The sequence below is a fragment of the Paraburkholderia sp. J63 genome, from assembly GCF_905220245.1.
In the GTDB taxonomy this organism is placed as follows: domain Bacteria; phylum Pseudomonadota; class Gammaproteobacteria; order Burkholderiales; family Burkholderiaceae; genus Paraburkholderia.
The window spans coordinates 1-15,428 of record NZ_CAJMZF010000001.1; the positions used below are offsets into that span (position 1 = coordinate 1).

The window sequence follows — 15,428 nt, forward strand, 5'->3', positions numbered from 1 at the left end:
CTGGCGTTTACGCATCATAAAAAATCCAGCGCGCACTCGACATAACCTTACCCCGTCGAGTACACCATTCGTAAGTTAGTTGCAATAGACTAGACTAAATCTGACAGTGGTCGGTGTCTCGTGCTGATGCAGTTGTCTGAATTGCTCCGGCGCCAGTTGCCCCAAGGCGCTATGCGGGCGCACCGAGTTGTAGTCGGTGCGCCACGCTTCGATAACGAACTCCGGGGCGCTGACGCAGTTGCTCCAGCACGCGCGCTACGCGAAACCGAGGCCGCTCCTGTGCCAGCTCGCGCATCCGTTGCCGGACTTCGCGGTCGACGTCAGGCGACACCGGCCGCCGAAACGTCCGGTGATTCAGGCCAATGAGCGCACACGCCCGGCGCTCCGAATAGTCGTGCTGTTCAATCTCACCTGCTGCACGACCTCCCGACGCTGCGCAGGCGAACTCACTTTTTTCCGAGAACGTCCTTCAAAACCTGGATGTCCAGCGCCTGGTCGACCACCAGCCGCTTGAGTCGCTGGTTTTCCTCTTCCAACTGCCGCAAACGTCACGCTTCCGACATATCCTTGCCACCGTAGCGGCTACGCCAGTTAATGGTATGGACTGCTCCGGCAGGCGTGTCGTAACTGCTGGCGTTCCCGTTGATAGGAGTATCGTCATGGACACCGTCCACTTCGTTGCCACGGTGTGCCCGAATTGGCCCTAACCGACGTCTACTGGGCCACTTGCATGGGCGGCGCCTTCCACTCGCCGTCAATGGCGGCCTGCTTCGGCCAATACAGGCGCATCGCTATGAAGAACGGGCCAGCAGGCGCCGGCAACCAGTTCGATTCATGCTTGGGGCCCGGCGATTCGTGCTGGACGTACAGAGTGAGGCCGCCGTCCGCATCGCGTTTGAGCGTCGGGAGCATTGGGGAATTGATCAGGTAACGGTTGAGCGAGTTGGCATACAACAGGCTCGACGGCAGTGCGTACATCGTCAACGACCAGAACGAATGGACGGGAGGCAACTGGCCGGGCGCGAAGTGCAGAACGTACCGATTGGAGCCATTCAGGTGGGTGCCGGCGCCATCGGTCAGGTAGAGAGGGTACATCGCCTCTTCCTTCGAGTTGCCGTAAATGCCCATCACGGCGCCGGCCATGCGTGCCATGTAATCGTTCTTCAGATAGGCACGCGTGCCGAAGTCCCCGGAGGCCTGTGCCTTGCCGGTATCGATCATGCTGGTCTTGTACTGATTGAACGCCGCCCAGCCGTCCGCGAAACCATCCGCCAGAGCCTTCTTCATGTCAGGCGCAAGCGTGTTCGTATCGAAAGATTTGCCGGCACCAATGCCGATCTGTGCGAGCCTGGCTCGCAATGCCGTTTCCGAAGGGGCGGTCGGACAAAACTGCAACACGAAGTTGAGCACATCGAAAAAGCGGATCGACGTGCGTTCTTCCGCGACGGTGAGCGGCTTCATGAAGTCGACAGGCAGCGACGGCGGAGCGGCCTTGCCGAGATATTGGGAGAGCGGTTCGACGCGATATTCGCTCTGGATTCGCTTGACGTTGTCGATGTCATTCGGACCGCGCAGTTGCGTGCGATACAGGGCGAATGCATAGTTCGTCTCGGCGCGAATCACCGACTTGATACCTTTAGGCGGGGTTCCTTTCCAGTCTGGTCCGGCAAGCAGGAAACGACCTGCTTCGTTGCCCGTTGCCCGGCTTCCCACGTACGCGAAATTGAACGTGTACATGTCGACAAACTGGATCGAGTAGTAACGTCCGTTGTCCATTTCGGGCACGGTCAAAACCAGTGGTTCGGCACGCAGGTCGGCACCCAGCACTGCATACGGCGTGTCGGAATTCGGAGTCTGGACGGTCTTGTCAGCGGGTGTCATGACCTGCGCCGACGCGTTCAGCGTATTCCACGTCGATCTGTATTCCGGATTGCCCTTGTCGACGAAGTAGGTGTACTGGACCCGGTAATTATCGACGAGCGGAAAGCCATAAATCGTGGCTTCTTTGGCGATGGCGCGTACTTCGCTCGTCGTCAAGGTGGCTGCCTGCACGGCATGAGCGGTTGCGAATGCTGTTACCAGCGCGAAGCCCGCCGCGATCGCTGTCCATCTGCTTCGCAGCGGCCTGAACGGTTGCGGAGCCAGCCGGCCATCGGTGCTCAGGAAGTCAGTCCTATATCTCATATTGGTCTTCTTGATCATGGGTTAAAGGGAAGGGAAAAGGCGAAGCTGTCGAACCATCCAGGAGGCTCGTGAAAATTCTTGGCGTTTCCGTTGCAGAAGCGGGGCGCCGTTACGGACCGCTTTCGACTTTCACGGTCATCGACGCAATCCCGCCGTTCTGCGGCATATCCTTCCCTGTGTAGCCGCCGCCGAGCGCTTTGATGAGGGCGACATCCTGTGCAACGCGTTGGCCGTCCAGCAGCGCAAGCGCCAATTCTTCAGCCAGCACGGGAAGACGTGCTTCGGTGGCGAGCTGGCGACTGCTCAGCCCCTGTCGATAGGTGGCTTCGGCGGCCTCCTGAGCGTAGCGGGTCTCCTCGACTTTGGTTACCTGTACCGCGCGCTCGTCGTCGAGCGCCTGCAGGCGGCTCGCGTTGATGGCCACGTCGCGTACCGCATTGAGCACAGCCTGGTTGTACTGGTCGATCAGCATGTCGCTCGCGGCGCGCGTGCCGTGAAGATTGGCATTCAGGCGTCCGCCGTCGAAAATCGGCAGATAGAGCCCCGGGACGATGTTGATCTGCTGGCTGGAACTCCGAAACAGCTTGTTCAGGTGCAGCGAATCGAGCCCGATCAGCGCCTTGATGTCGAGACTGGGATAGAAGGCCGCTTTTGCCGCGTCGATCTGACTGAACGACGACTGTACGTACCAGCGCATGGCCTGCAGGTCGGGACGCCGCGCCAGCAGTTCGTACGAGAGGCTGTGTGGCAGGCTTGCCGCCACTTGCGGCAGCGCTACCGGCTCAATCTCGGGCAGCTCGTTGGCGCCAGCGCCGGCCAGTGCGCGAATCGACTCGCGCGTTTCCTTGATCAGACCGCGTGCGGAGGCAATCCGCCGGTCTACGGCAAGCGTCTGGGCGCGGGTTGCGTGGAACGGCACGCGTGACTCCAGCCCGCGCGCGACCTTGCTCTGGTGCGACTCGGCGGTGAATTCGAGCGCGGCCTTCGTTTGCTGCAGCAAATCCAGCGTGCGGTAGGTGTTCTGCATGCTGAAATAGAGCTGCGCGATGCCCGACGCGATATCGAGTTCGACTGCGGCGGTTTCGGCCACGCGAGCGTTGCGGACCCCTAGAGCGGCTTCAACCGCTGAGCGATGCATGCCCCATAGATCGATATTGAGGTCGGCGACGAGGCCGAATGCAGCTTCCGTGTACCACGGACCCGTGACTCCGAGGCGAGGCAGGTTTTGCGCGTAGGGCCCCAGGAATCCATTGGCCGACGTCCGCTGCTCGTTGAGCAGCGAAAACGCAGCGAGCTGGAGGCCCATCCCGGCGCTGAGCAGATCGGCCTGCGACCTGGCCTGGGCGACGCGCGTGCGCGCCATCGCAACGGTGGGCGAGTCTTTCAACGCGCGCTCGATCAACGCATCGAGTTGCGGGTCGTCGTACTGTTTCCACCATTGCGCATCGGGCCAGCCATCGCGGGCGAGATGGATGTCGTCGGCGAGCCGGATCTGTTCGGGGGCAATCTGGGCGTGAGGCGCGGTGTCGTGATGCATGAGCGCGCATCCCGACAGAAGCGCGACACAGCCGCAGAGGGCGGCGCTCAACCTGGCGCCTCGAAAATAATTTGCCATATTACGAACTCTGTTTCTTTTGCACGCTGGTGCCACCCACGCACAAATCCGGTGTCGTCCAGTCCGGCAGATTCAGGATGTGATGGGCCAATTGCCGTTCCTGCTCCGCGAGCGGTGACGGAAATCCGGTGGGAGAGGGAAGGGCCAGCGGGCCTTGTGCGGCGGTTCCGGACGGCTCGCCGGATAGCGACCTCGCGTAGCGATCGAGCGCGTTGGCGATCTGCCCACGCCATGCCTTCAGGCCGGGATGGCGGGCCCAATCCCTGTCCAGGGCGATCAATCCGTCGCGCAGCGTGCACCAGTCTTCGACGATCAGCCTGCACTGGGCGAGTACCCCGCGCGCACGCTCGACACTGCTTGCTCGCTCATCGCTCTGGAGATCGAACTCCATTGACACGCGATTGCATATTCCGTCGGCCAGTTCGAAGGCTTTCCAGCAGGCGAGGCGTTGCTGGTAATGATCCGCCTGCCGGGAGTCGCCCGGCTCACCCTGAGCAGTCAGGACGAGTTTTTTGATTTCGTCGAGCGCATCGGAAAGTGTCCTGCGCAGCGTCTGCGCCTCGCTCTCCGGCCAGATCAAGGTGCAAGTGACTGTTGCAACGGCAAGGCCGATCAGTATCCCGATTGCACGGTCGCGAATTTCCGTGAGATCGTTGACGGGACCAAAACCGTCTTCGAGCAAAGCCAACGAGAATGTGAACACGAACTGGGTGCCGATATAGGCCGAACGCTCGGAACCGGCGGCCACCCATGCGCCGGCAAAGAATATGGGCGCAAGCAGTAACAGGAAGCCGCCGATACTGTCGAGTTGCGGAACCACCACGATCGTGGCGAAAAGAGCCAGCACCACACCAATCAACGCGCCGCAAAAGCGCAAGATCATCTTCTGGAACGAGGCGCCGTTGCTGGGATTTGCCACGATGACGCAGGTCAGCATGCTGGTGTGGATGCCATCCCACTGCATGCCGTGATACAGCACGTAACAGAACAGCATGGCCAGCGTGACCTTGAGCGCGAAGCGCGGGTAGGCAGGGTTAGTCAGCGCGTCCGGAACCATCAAACCGCCTTTGGCGGCTTCGGGCATCGTCTGCTTGACGTCGACGCGCGCCAGATCCTCCAATGCGCGCACGATGCCGCCTAGTCCGTGCTCATTGGCCGTGGTGCGTTCGGCGTCGGTCGGCGTCCAGCATCGACGGTATCGGCGACCGCCGCTCACGGATGTGCTCAACGCATCGACCTCCGCCCGCACGTGGCCCAGCACGGCGCGCCCAGCTTCAGTCAAGGCGCCGCCCTGGATGGCGAGCGTGTTTGCCGCGTTGCGCAGATGGGCGACCACGGCAACGCAGGCTCGCCAATATGGCCGGATCGCCCGATAGCCGGGATCGTCCATCCCGGCGAAACCATCCAGCGGCAGAAGCATGAGCGCGTCCTTCTCGATGCGCGCTTCAGATGCGACCGCCGCGACGCCGGTGGTTGGCTCAGCGGCCACCAGCCTTTCCAGGCATGCCGAAACATCGCCTAGCTGCCGCGTCAAGGCTCGCTGAAGCTGCCCGAATGGGCGCGAGGGAAACAGATAGCCGCAGACGAAGAACATGAGGGCGACGGGGTAGAGCGCCGCCGCGATCGACCACAACAGGCCGCGCATCGCAAGCTCGGGGAAATCGACCGAGTCCGGAATGGTCTGGCTGTAGCTCACTGCGATCGCAACGGAGAAGAACATGATCCCCAGCTTGCAGGCGCGCATCAGATATACGCTGACGAACAGGAGCACGCTCGCGGCGCCGATGCGCAGGAGCGGATAGTCGTACGTATATTTGATCATCGGGATCACGATGCCGATTTCGGCGACGGCCACTGCGAGGAACAGGGCCGTGGCGAGCTTCGTGAAAGTGGAGTTGGACTGGATGCCGTAGAACAGGACGATCAGCGATATCGCAATGAATGGCACCCTGAGCGTCATGGACAAGAGGACAACGACCAGACAGAGCGACCCGAGCTGAACGGTCCGCGCGACACGCCCTGGTTGCTCCTCAGCCAGTTCGTTCTGAAGAAAAAGCCAGAACTCGCGCAGGCGTTGCGGCATGCGATCAGCCTCTTTCATTCTGTTGCTCAACCCGAGGAACGGCCGTGCGCAGCCGTGGCAGTGTCACGCTCGAGTCTGACCACCGCTGACGCGCCGACTCTGAACAGGTCTGCGTCGGGCTTGTCGATCCTGATCTTGACCGGGAAACGTTGCGCCACCCTGACCCAGTTGATGGTCCGCTGCACGCGCGGCAGGCCTTCCAGCACCAGACCGCCATCGTCCGGCAGCACGCCGTAGCCGACCGAATCGACCGTGCCTGCGAATGATTTGCTGGTGTCGCTCATCAAATGCACGGTCGCGGGCAGGCCGGCACGGATATGCTTCAGTTCGGTTTCGCGGAAATTGGCGATGACGTACCAGTGACGCGTGTCGATCAGCGTAAAGATTGGCTTGAGCGCCGACGCGAACTGGCCGACGTTCGTTTTCAGCGATACCACGCGGCCGTCGAATGGCGCGCGCACCGTGGCCATTTCGAGACGCAGTTGCATCAGGGCGATATCGGCGAGCGCCACGTCGCGCTGTGCAACCAGCGCGTCCACGCCCGTCACCGCGGACGTCGCCTGCTGTGCCTGAAGTTGCGCCGCGATCAGGTCGGCCTGAGCCGCGCGTTGCGCGGCGCGCGCGCGGTCGACGTCCTCGGCGGAGACATAGCCCGGCGCAAGCAACGGTTCGGTTCGGCGCAAAGTCGCCGTCGTCTGCGCGGACGCAACGCGGGCTCGTTCGACGATCGCATGCACGGAATCGGCACCGAACTTCTGCGCCGTCACGGTTCGCTGGGTGAGCTCGATCTGCTTGTCCAGCGCGACGAGCGATGCTTTTGCTCGACTCAGTTCCTGCTCGAACGGTCGGGGATCGATACGGAATAGCAGCTGTCCCTGCCTGACCAGTTCGTTATCCTTAACAGCCAGCTCAACGATCCGGCCACTGACTTCGGGCACGACGTTGACGGTATCCGCCGAGGCATAGGCATCGTCCGTGGCGGGCGAAGTGTCCACGAGCCAGACGACGTAAATGAGTAACGCCAACGTGACGACGGCCAGTAGCAGCGCGGGCCACTTGTGAATTTTCGAGGGGCTGGGGCTAGCGGCCATAAGAGGCTATATCCGACGAAGTTGCGACGTTAAAAGAAGATCAGCCAGACCAGCAGCGAAAAGAGCAACATCAGCATCGGCAGTGCGAGAGCGGCTGGGGCCAGCGTGCGTTCCTGTCCGCACCGGATGAGCAGACTGCGCGTGATCGACGTCATGAAAAGTCCAGCGATGGCGCAGAACATCCAGTCGGGAAAAAACGAGCCGAGCACCGAGATGGATTGAGGCATCGAACAGCCCGTCACGAGCGAACTGAGCAGAATCGGAAGCAACGAGCGTGTCATGGGCAAAGCTTTCACCGCCGAATTTGCAAGGAAAATTAGCGATATCCAAAGAGAATTATTTATATCAGCGGCGGAAGTGGCTATCAACGCAACCCAAATGGATCTTTGCGGTATGTCAGCAGGACCGGCACGCGCGACATTTGATATATGGGCCTTCATGAACAGACGGTGCTGGGGCACGCTTACTCCAAGCTCGAGTCCGGAGACGAATGTATGTCAGCGACAATCATCACCTCGGCATTTCCCGCCCGCCCAAACAAAAAGCCCGTCACTCGCGTGACGGGCTTTTTCATTTCATCGCCAAACAACCGCGATGATAAAACCGCTTACCGCTCCAGGAACGGACGCAGCTTGTCCGCACGGCTCGGGTGCATCAGCTTGCGCATCGCCTTGCTTTCGATCTGGCGGATACGCTCACGCGTGACGTCGAACTGCTTGCCCACTTCTTCGAGCGTGTGATCGGACGTGGTGTCGATGCCGTAGCGCATGCGCAGCACCTTCGCTTCGCGCGGCGAGAGCGCCTTGAGCGCCTCGTCGATCGCAGCGCGCATGTTCGCGTGGATTGCCGCATCGGCCGGCGAAGCCGAACCTGCGTCCTCGATCATGTCGCCGAGCGTGGCATCGCCGTCGTCGCCCACCGGGCTTTCGAGCGAGACCGGTTGCTTGGCGATCTTGAGGATGCCGCGAACCTTCTCTTCGGTCATGCCCATGCGCGCGGCCAGATCGGCCGGATGCGCTTCCATGCCCGTCTGCTGCAGGATTTCGCGCGAGATGCGGTTCAGCTTGTTGATCGTTTCGATCATGTGCACCGGCACGCGGATCGTGCGCGCCTGGTCGGCGAGCGCGCGCGTCACGGCCTGACGCACCCACCACGTGGCGTACGTCGAGAACTTCCAGCCGCGACGGTATTCGAACTTGTCCACCGCCTTCATCAGGCCGATGTTGCCTTCCTGAATCAGATCGAGGAACTGCATGCCGCGGTTCACGTACTTCTTCGCGATCGAGATCACGAGACGCAGGTTGGCCTTGACCATCTCGCCCTTCGCCTGACGCATCTTGGCCTCGGCGGCGGTCATGCGGCGGTTGATGCCCTTGATCTGCTGGAGCGACAGCGACGCGGCTGCTTCGATCTCAGCGAGCTTGCGCTGCTCAGCCTGGATGGCCGGCAGGCTACGCTCGATGGCGGGGCCGTACTTGCTCGATGCAGCGGCAGCACGCACGCCCCATTCGAGGTCGGTTTCGTGACCCGGGAACTGCTCGACGAAGGCTTCGCGCGGCATGCCGCAGCGGTCCACGACGATTGCCAGCACATTGCGCTCGATCGCGCGGATCTGCGCAACCTGTTCGTGCAGCAGTGTGCACAGACGGTCGATGGTGCGGGCCGTGAAGCGGATCGGTGCGAGCTCGCTCTGGATGTCCGCGCAGATCTGCATTTCGGCGGCCGACGCGCGTGCGTTGGCATCCGATGTGCAAGCCATCTGTTCGAAGAGCGTGCGCACGCGTGCGAAGATCGCCAGGCTGTCGGCCTTCAACTGCTGAAGCAGGGCTTCGTTGGCCTTGGCGTTGTCGGCCTCTTCGTCGTCGCTGTCCGAGTCGTCCGACTCTTCTTCGTCCGATGCTTGTGCTTCGACTTCTTCGTCCGCGTCGGCGTCGGCCGCTGCGGGTTCCTGCGCGGCTTCGTCGCTGCCGATGCCGTCGACGAGTTCGTCGATGCGCATCTCTTCCGCGGCAACGCGATCCGCGTCGGCAAGAATCGTCGCGACGATCGACGGGCAAGCCGCGATCGCCTGGATCATTTCCTGGAGGCCGTCTTCGATGCGCTTGGCGACTTCGATTTCGCCGGCGCGCGTGAGCAGCTCGCTCGAACCCATTTCGCGCATGTACATGCGCACGGGATCGGTCGTGCGGCCGAATTCCGAGTCGACCGTCGAGAGCGCGACTTCGACTTCCTCGTCGGCTTCGTCGTCGGCCTGCGAGTCTGCACGCGTGTCTTCGTTGAGCAGCAGCGTGTCGGCGTCCGGCGCCTGCTCGTAGACCTGCACGCCCATGTCGTTGAACGTGGCGACGATGGTTTCCAGCGCGGCCGTCTGCGCGAAGTTGTCGGGCAGGTGGTCGTTGATGTCGGCGTGCGTCAGGTAACCGCGTTCGCGGCCGAGCTTGATGAGCGCGCGCATTTGATGCTGGCGCTTTTCGAGTTGCGAGCCGCCGTCCATCTGAATCGTATCGCCGGTCTTGTCCTTGGCTGCGCGGCGGGCGGGGCGGGCAGACGGGGCCAACGCGTCTTCCCGGTCATGGCTTGTCAATACAATCTCCTCGAAAGGAATTGCCCAGCGAGGGCAAAAAGGGTCACGCGCCAGCGGCGTGGCGTCCTGGCGATGACGAAAAATTGCAGGGGAGTGGGCGGGGGCACGTGCCGATCCCGCCGAGCGAGCGCCAAACGCACAATGGCGTGGCGGCCTGGATTTTCGTGCAATGCAGAAAGATCGCGTATGGTAGTGCGTTACGCCACGTGAGGCAACCGTAATCGTCGTGTCGAGGCACCAGACGGGCTTGTCCGGGGTCGGAACGAATTTGAAAGGTCGTCAAAATGGTGTTTTGGACGCTTCGCGGCTTTCCACGCGCCGGGTTAGACTCGATTTCCGGACGATGGTTCGCGCGTTTTTATCGCCCCGGCGAAACGCTCGTTCTGCAATCGATCCCCACTATGTCGATTGCAGCGCACAACAATATAAAGAAGAACGTTCAGGCACGCGTCTGCGTTGACGATTGCATGCTCGCCAGTGCGTTATGGCGGGAATTCGTCGAATTGCGGCAGCGTATCGATGATCTCGTGCCACGGCGCTCGCGAACCGACGAAGATGTGCCCCTGTGGGCGAATGGAGGGCGCGTCGACGAGCGTGCCCATCGTCACATGGGCGAATGCCCCTTCGCGCACCACTGAATAGAGCAGCGAGCCGCAATGGCGGCAATGAACGTCGTGTGCCGCGCCCGGGTCGCCATAGAGGAGCAGATCGCTTTCGCCTTGCTCAAGGCGCAGACGCGTGCGCTCGATGCCCGCGAACGGCTTGAAGGCCGATCCGGTGGCGCGCCGGCATTGCGAGCAATGGCAATTGAAGGCGTAGTCGAATGCGTCGTCGACGTGGTAGCGCACGGCGCCGCACAGGCACTGGCCACGCAGCGTGGCGCGGGTGTTGTCAGTTGGCGTTGCATTCATGGGAACCTGGAAGCAAACAAAACGTTACCGGTGCACTGCGTCGCGCATTGCCGTCTTGTTTATAGGCGAGCGTCGTTAAAAGCAGCGCGTCGCTGTGCAATAGCCGGTGCTCGGCGAAAGGTAACCGCGTATGGGATTTTTGCCCTCTTATTCGCGCTTGCTGTGCACCATGACCGTGCCGCAGGGCCTCTGGAAGCCTTTCCAACCCCTCTGGAACCTCTTTTAGCCCGTTAATGCTCCCCAAACGGGACCTTTCGCATCACGCCCTCTCCCAAATCCGGTTACCTGACACGTATCGCCATGCGCGGCGATGGTGACTAACCGGGCCGTTCCCTCAGATCCTTCAATCCCTTGATCACGACGAGCAGCGCGCGGCCATGCTCCTCCGAGCCGTCCCACACGTCGACGATGGCATTGCGCAGCAATTCGTTATAGGCGGCCGCATGCCGCGAGGCGGGCTTCACGTTGTAGAAATTGCATAGCTTATTGAATGACGCGCTCCGACGCAGCCTGCGACCGTTCGACAGCCGGAGCCGCGAGACCGTCGGCTGACTGACCCCGGAAAGTCGCGCTATTTCGCTGGATGAGCGCACGTCGGCCGATAGCTGGCGCAGTAGTTCCTGCACGGGAAAATCAGTGTCTGGGGCTTCCATGTCATGCATTATACCTATACAGTAACGTTTATTGAATTACTCGCCGGATTGGCGGGTGAGCTGCATTCCGAGGAAATCGATGGCACTGAAACACCTACCGCCCACGTTTTGCTGGTCCAGGATCGGATCGGAGGCGGGAGAAGATCTCCCCACGATCGTCCTTCGCAGGGAGTGGGAGCGGCGCCTGGGCGGCGGGCGGTTTCTGTGGGGCATCAATCAGTCGCTTGGCAACAGCGCGCAGGTTGCCGCGCTGCGTACGGGCTCGCTGCTCGCACTGTTTTCGCCGGCGGCAAGCCGTTCACGGGTTGCGGACGTCAAGCGCGAGGACGCGCTCGTCTGGAACGCATGGGTGGACGCGAGCGGCCAGGTGCGGCCGCTGCCGCCGCACGTGTTCGTCACGAGCCGCACGCGCTTTCCGTCGGGCAAGCTGCGCGATCATCACTACGCGCTCGTATGCGCGTCGCCCACGGAGCTCAGCATCGGCAGCAGCCTGCGCGTGCAGCCCGAGCGTCTGCGCAGCGTGAGCACGGGGAAGGCGCCGTGCGCTTCGCAGGGTACGGTGGTGGTCGACCGCGTCGAGCGCGCGGCACCGCGGGCGGGCGCGGAATTCGGCGCTGCGGGTTATCCGGTCTCGTTCGGCGTGGAACTCGAGGCGCCGTATTTCGTGCGTCTTGCGCAGCCCACGCGCGTGAAGGCGCGCGATATGGCGGCGCTCCACGAAGCGGTGCGCAATGGCGACTTCGATGCCTGGCTCGAACTCACGAAGCGTCTGCGCAGCGAAGCGCCGGCGCAGCATGCGCGCGGCGTGACCAGCGATCTCTTCGATTTGCTGGCGAAGGCGCGCGACCTTGCCGCCGTGCGCTCGATCTCGCACGACCCCCATTTCGATTCTCGTGCCGAGGCGGCGCGCAGCCGCTGCGGCGAATCCCCGGCGTGGCTGACGCGCGGCGTTACGCGCGAACTCTTTGCGCGCGATCTCTTCGATATGGCGCCGGCGGAATGCACGGCGCCCGTGAGGCGAGGCGGCGGTGCCCGCGCCAGTGGCGCGTCCCCGAGGGGGAACGCCTGCGCGGTGCAGGGGGATCTGCTTTGCGGTCTCTCGCAAGAGGACCTGCTGCGCGGCGCCGACTGGACGCAATTAACGATGGAACTCATGCATGGCGATCAACATCCGTTCAACCGAGGCCGAGGCCGCCCGACGCTTTCTTGAGGCCAGCCGCAACGTCGATCAGGCATTTCGCGCGATGCGCGTGGCGCAGCAAACCCTGTTCGGAGACGCAGTGCACGACGCAGCAGACGACTCGGACCAGACATTCGCTTGCGGCGCAGCCCAGTCGCGTCTCGACCTCGCGCTGGACGAGTTGGCCCGCGCACAGGCGCTGTTCGATTCGGTCGCGCGCGTGCAAGGGCGGCGGCGCGTCCGGGGCGGGATGGATGCCTGAACAACCAACCAAGGCAACCCAACCGGGCAAAGCGCGCCGGATTCACGGAACGCCCCCATGACGCGAGAAGCCGCGCGAACCGGCGTGGGGCCCATGGCGCTGGTGGCCGTCGAGCAGCGGCTTGCGCCCAACCGGCGTATCGTCGAGGACGATCTCGCCGCCGCGCTGCTGCCCGCGCTCGCCCGCTGGCTCATCGCGTTGATGGGCCAGCGCACGGCGGCGCACATGACGGCGATGGCCGAGCGCAAATATCCGGGCCTCTGGGGCGGCATGCTCTGCCGCAAGCGCTATATCGACGAAAAGCTGCTCGAAGCGCTCCCGCAAATGGAAGCGTTCGTGAACCTCGGTGCGGGTTTCGACACGCGTGCGTACCGCTTGCTGCGCGACAGCCCCGTGCATGCGTGGGAGCTCGATCAGCCGGTCAATATCGCGGCCAAACGCCAGCGCCTCGCGAAGCGCTTCGGCGCGATACCGTCGTTCGCGACGCTCGTGGCGGTCGACTTCGAGCATCTCGCGCTCGATGCCGTGCTTGCCGCGCAGGGCTATACGCGCAACCGGCGCACCTTCTTCGTCTGGGAGGGCGTCACGCAATATCTCGACGAGGCGACCGTGCGCGCCACGCTCGAAATGCTGGCGCGCGCCGCGCCGGGCAGCCGTCTCGCTTTCACGTATGTGCGCAAGGATTTTCTCGAAGGGCGGGTGCCGCCGGGTCAGGAGGCGCTGTACCGGCGCTTCGTTGCGCCAAAGGCGATCTGGCGCTTCGGCCTCGATCCCGATGCGGTGCGCGCGTTTCTCGCGCCTTACGGCTGGCGCGCGATCGAACAGCCCGAGCCCGAGGCGCTCGCGCACCGGTACATCGCGCCCACCGGCCGCCCGCTCACCTGCATGTCGATCGAGCGCACGGTCTACGCCGAGCGCGTCTAGCGGCCCGAGCGGGGTTCACAACACGCCGCCGCGGCCGCGCCGCTATTTCCGCGGCTCCGTCTTGAGTTCGAGCAGTTGCGCGACGAGCGGCCAGCGCCCGGCGGCTTCCTGCCAGGCGTCTTCGGCCTGCACGTCGAAATAGCGCTCGGCGTCCACACCCTCGACGAGTCGCGCGAGCGCGTCGATATCGCCGGGCAGGCGCACAACGTTGCGCGCGCGCCGTCCGTTCAGCCAGCGTCCCAGCGGCATTTACTTGCCTCCCTGGACCCAGACGCCGTCCGGCGTATGGATCACATAGCCCGTGGGCGTGGTCATCGTCACGGTGCCTTCGTTCTCGCCCACCATGCGTGTTTGCGGCAGGTTCGTCGCGTACTGCGCGAGCGGCTGGGCGCCCGGCAGGAACGGGCTGCTCGCGACGAGATTCGAGAGCAGTTGCGCGAGAGCGAGGAAGCTCGTGGGCGTGTCGATCGTGACCGGGCCGCCCGCGTGCTCCGTGCCCGCGCGCAGGCCCACCACCTTCACGCCCACCGGCACGTGCACGATGTTCGGCGTGGGGATCTCGCGCATGCCCGCGATCTGGTTGTCTTCGCCGCGCAGCGCCGCGCCGTGCTCGGGCACGAACACGATCACGGCCTTGCGGCCCGATTGCGCGACGAGGTCGATCAGCTTGTCGACGTCGCCGAGCAGCGACTGCAGCCGGATCGGAAACGATTGCAGGCTCGTGAGGTTGCCGTTGGCGCCGGGCAGGCGGTTGCCGTCGTGCATCGTCACGGTGTTGTAGTAGAGCGCGACCGGACCGCCGCCTGCGGCGACGCGCTGCTTGTACCAGCGCGCGAGCACGTCGTAGTCGCCCACGAGCGGCGAGCCGTCGAACTCCTTCATGACCACGGGCAGGCCGTCGTTCGAGGGAATCGTCACGCCGGGGACGCCGATTTCCTTGAGCACGGTGCCGCGGAAGTCGTCGAAGCGGCCGTTGTGGTTGAGCAGCGCGTTCGGCGTGTAGCCCGCCTGCGCGAGCTGCGCGAACAGGTGGCATTCGGGCGGCGCCGGGTCGTAGAGCGCCTTGTGCGGCTCCTGCCCGCAGGTCGCGCGCAGCACGCGGATCGCCGCCGGGCCGCTATAGCTCGCGGCGGAGCTGAAGTTCGTGAAGATATAGTCGAAGCGCGCAAACAGCGCGTTGTTGCGCATTTTCACGACGTCCATGTCGTCCCACGAGAGCGAGCAGATATGCACCACGATGATGTCGAACTGCGCGCTGGCGTCGGTCGTGAGCGGTGTGAAGTTCACGTGGCGGCCTTCCTCGTTGGCGCGGAACGCGGCGAGCTGCTGGTCGTAGCTGCCCACCTGGTCGTTGCGCGGCTCGTCGCCGTTGCGGTTGTTGGCGTTCTCGCCTGCGTCGCCGTTCTGGGCGAGCGCGCTCGTGGCGTTCGCGACCAGCGTGCCCGCGCCTTGCCACAGCGGCACGGCGATGAGCGCGATCAGCACGAGCGTCGTCACGCGGATCCAGCGGTTGACGAGGAAGTAGAGCAGCACGGCCAGCACGGCGCTCACGATCATCGAGAGCGAGACGATGCGTCCGAGCAGCTCCAGCATGTACGACGGCGTGAAGGTGAACAGCACGGGGATCTGTGAGATCGCGCGGTCGATGGGTGGCATGCCCGACTCGTGATAGACGAGCCCGATGCCCACGATCGCGGCGAGCACGTTGCGCACGATGCGCAGCCAGCGCGGCTTGACCGGCACGAGCAGCGCAAACGCGAACACGATGTTCAGCAGCCAGTCCGCCTTGAGCTTGCCGAGCGAGAAGAGGTACAGCTTGGCTAAGAAGTAGAGATTCCAGAGGCCCATGTTCAGTCGCGTTCCAGCGTGAATTCCGTGTCGTTATGGCGTGTGCGCATGATGTGCGGTGCGCCTTGCGTCGTGTCTGCGTTGTATCAGCGT

At 63.3% G+C, this 15,428-nt stretch carries 13 protein-coding genes and 1 pseudogene; 3 read left to right on the plus strand and 11 right to left on the minus strand.

Annotated features, from left to right (window positions below):
* Positions 1-75 precede the first annotated feature (75 nt).
* The 9 genes from U5775_RS39395 to U5775_RS00040 all read right to left on the minus strand — a co-directional run bounded on the left by U5775_RS39395 (position 76) and on the right by U5775_RS00040 (position 11,121).
* Complete coding sequence (locus U5775_RS39395) at positions 76-213, minus strand: integrase core domain-containing protein (protein ID WP_415913494.1); 138 nt, start codon at positions 211-213, stop codon at positions 76-78.
* Positions 214-714: 501 nt separating this feature from the next.
* Positions 715-2,202, minus strand: a complete 1,488-nt coding sequence (locus U5775_RS00005) for a DUF1254 domain-containing protein (protein WP_322056069.1) — start codon at positions 2,200-2,202, stop codon at positions 715-717.
* Between the two features lie 91 nt (positions 2,203-2,293).
* A complete protein-coding gene (locus U5775_RS00010) occupies positions 2,294-3,835 on the minus strand; it encodes an MdtP family multidrug efflux transporter outer membrane subunit (protein ID WP_322056070.1) in 1,542 nt (513 codons plus the stop codon).
* Complete coding sequence (locus U5775_RS00015) at positions 3,801-5,900, minus strand: FUSC family protein (RefSeq protein ID WP_322056071.1); 2,100 nt, start codon at positions 5,898-5,900, stop codon at positions 3,801-3,803. The genes U5775_RS00010 and U5775_RS00015 overlap by 35 nt, the downstream gene beginning before the upstream one ends.
* 8 nt (positions 5,901-5,908) lie before the next feature.
* Positions 5,909-6,973 carry a multidrug transporter subunit MdtN gene (mdtN, locus tag U5775_RS00020; protein ID WP_322056072.1) on the minus strand — a complete coding sequence of 355 codons (1,065 nt, stop codon included), beginning with the start codon at positions 6,971-6,973 and terminating at the stop codon, positions 5,909-5,911.
* A 29-nt stretch (positions 6,974-7,002) separates the two neighbouring features.
* Positions 7,003-7,434, minus strand: coding sequence for a YtcA family lipoprotein (locus tag U5775_RS00025; protein ID WP_322056073.1), 432 nt, complete (start codon positions 7,432-7,434; stop codon positions 7,003-7,005).
* A gap of 146 nt (positions 7,435-7,580) precedes the next feature.
* Positions 7,581-9,557: an RNA polymerase sigma factor RpoD gene (gene rpoD / locus U5775_RS00030; RefSeq protein ID WP_322056074.1), complete on the minus strand. Its 1,977-nt coding sequence runs from the start codon at positions 9,555-9,557 to the stop codon at positions 7,581-7,583.
* A 482-nt stretch (positions 9,558-10,039) separates the two neighbouring features.
* Positions 10,040-10,468 carry a GFA family protein gene (locus U5775_RS00035; RefSeq protein WP_322056075.1) on the minus strand — a complete coding sequence of 143 codons (429 nt, stop codon included), beginning with the start codon at positions 10,466-10,468 and terminating at the stop codon, positions 10,040-10,042.
* Between the two features lie 317 nt (positions 10,469-10,785).
* Positions 10,786-11,121 (minus strand): XRE family transcriptional regulator, encoded by a 336-nt coding sequence (locus U5775_RS00040; RefSeq protein ID WP_322056076.1) that lies wholly within the window; start codon positions 11,119-11,121, stop codon positions 10,786-10,788.
* 79 nt (positions 11,122-11,200) lie between these two features.
* Between U5775_RS00040 and U5775_RS00045 the strand changes: the two are divergent.
* From U5775_RS00045 to U5775_RS00055, 3 genes and pseudogenes are all read left to right on the plus strand, one after another.
* Positions 11,201-12,130, plus strand: a pseudogene (locus tag U5775_RS00045) (hypothetical protein); the annotation flags it as partial.
* Positions 12,131-12,278: 148 nt separating this feature from the next.
* The gene (locus U5775_RS00050) at positions 12,279-12,563 is read left to right on the plus strand and encodes a hypothetical protein (RefSeq protein WP_322056077.1); all 285 of its coding nucleotides are present in this window, start codon (positions 12,279-12,281) and stop codon (positions 12,561-12,563) included.
* Positions 12,564-12,620: 57 nt separating this feature from the next.
* Positions 12,621-13,487, plus strand: coding sequence for an SAM-dependent methyltransferase (locus U5775_RS00055; RefSeq protein WP_322056078.1), 867 nt, complete (start codon positions 12,621-12,623; stop codon positions 13,485-13,487).
* Positions 13,488-13,529: 42 nt separating this feature from the next.
* Here U5775_RS00055 and bcsR read toward each other — a convergent pair whose 3' ends face one another.
* On the minus strand, positions 13,530-13,736 hold the full coding sequence (bcsR, locus tag U5775_RS00060; RefSeq protein WP_322056079.1) for a BcsR/BcsP family cellulose biosynthesis protein: 207 nt from the start codon (positions 13,734-13,736) through the stop codon (positions 13,530-13,532).
* On the minus strand, positions 13,737-15,335 hold the full coding sequence (gene bcsG, locus U5775_RS00065; RefSeq protein ID WP_322056080.1) for a cellulose biosynthesis protein BcsG: 1,599 nt from the start codon (positions 15,333-15,335) through the stop codon (positions 13,737-13,739).
* Between the last annotated feature and the right edge of the window lie 93 nt (positions 15,336-15,428).

Excerpts from the sequence above, each read along its gene's own strand:
- U5775_RS00005 (WP_322056069.1), bottom strand. The coding sequence starts at position 2,202 with ATGATCAAGAAGACCAATATGAGATATAGGACTGACTTCCTGAGCACC.
- U5775_RS00040 (WP_322056076.1), bottom strand. The coding sequence starts at position 11,121 with ATGGAAGCCCCAGACACTGATTTTCCCGTGCAGGAACTACTGCGCCAG.
- U5775_RS00050 (WP_322056077.1), top strand. The coding sequence starts at position 12,279 with ATGGCGATCAACATCCGTTCAACCGAGGCCGAGGCCGCCCGACGCTTT.
- bcsR (WP_322056079.1), bottom strand. The coding sequence starts at position 13,736 with ATGCCGCTGGGACGCTGGCTGAACGGACGGCGCGCGCGCAACGTTGTG.
- U5775_RS00015 (WP_322056071.1), bottom strand. The coding sequence starts at position 5,900 with ATGAAAGAGGCTGATCGCATGCCGCAACGCCTGCGCGAGTTCTGGCTT.
- U5775_RS00035 (WP_322056075.1), bottom strand. The coding sequence starts at position 10,468 with ATGAATGCAACGCCAACTGACAACACCCGCGCCACGCTGCGTGGCCAG.
- bcsG (WP_322056080.1), bottom strand. The coding sequence starts at position 15,335 with ATGGGCCTCTGGAATCTCTACTTCTTAGCCAAGCTGTACCTCTTCTCG.
- mdtN (WP_322056072.1), bottom strand. The coding sequence starts at position 6,973 with ATGGCCGCTAGCCCCAGCCCCTCGAAAATTCACAAGTGGCCCGCGCTG.
- U5775_RS00055 (WP_322056078.1), top strand. The coding sequence starts at position 12,621 with ATGACGCGAGAAGCCGCGCGAACCGGCGTGGGGCCCATGGCGCTGGTG.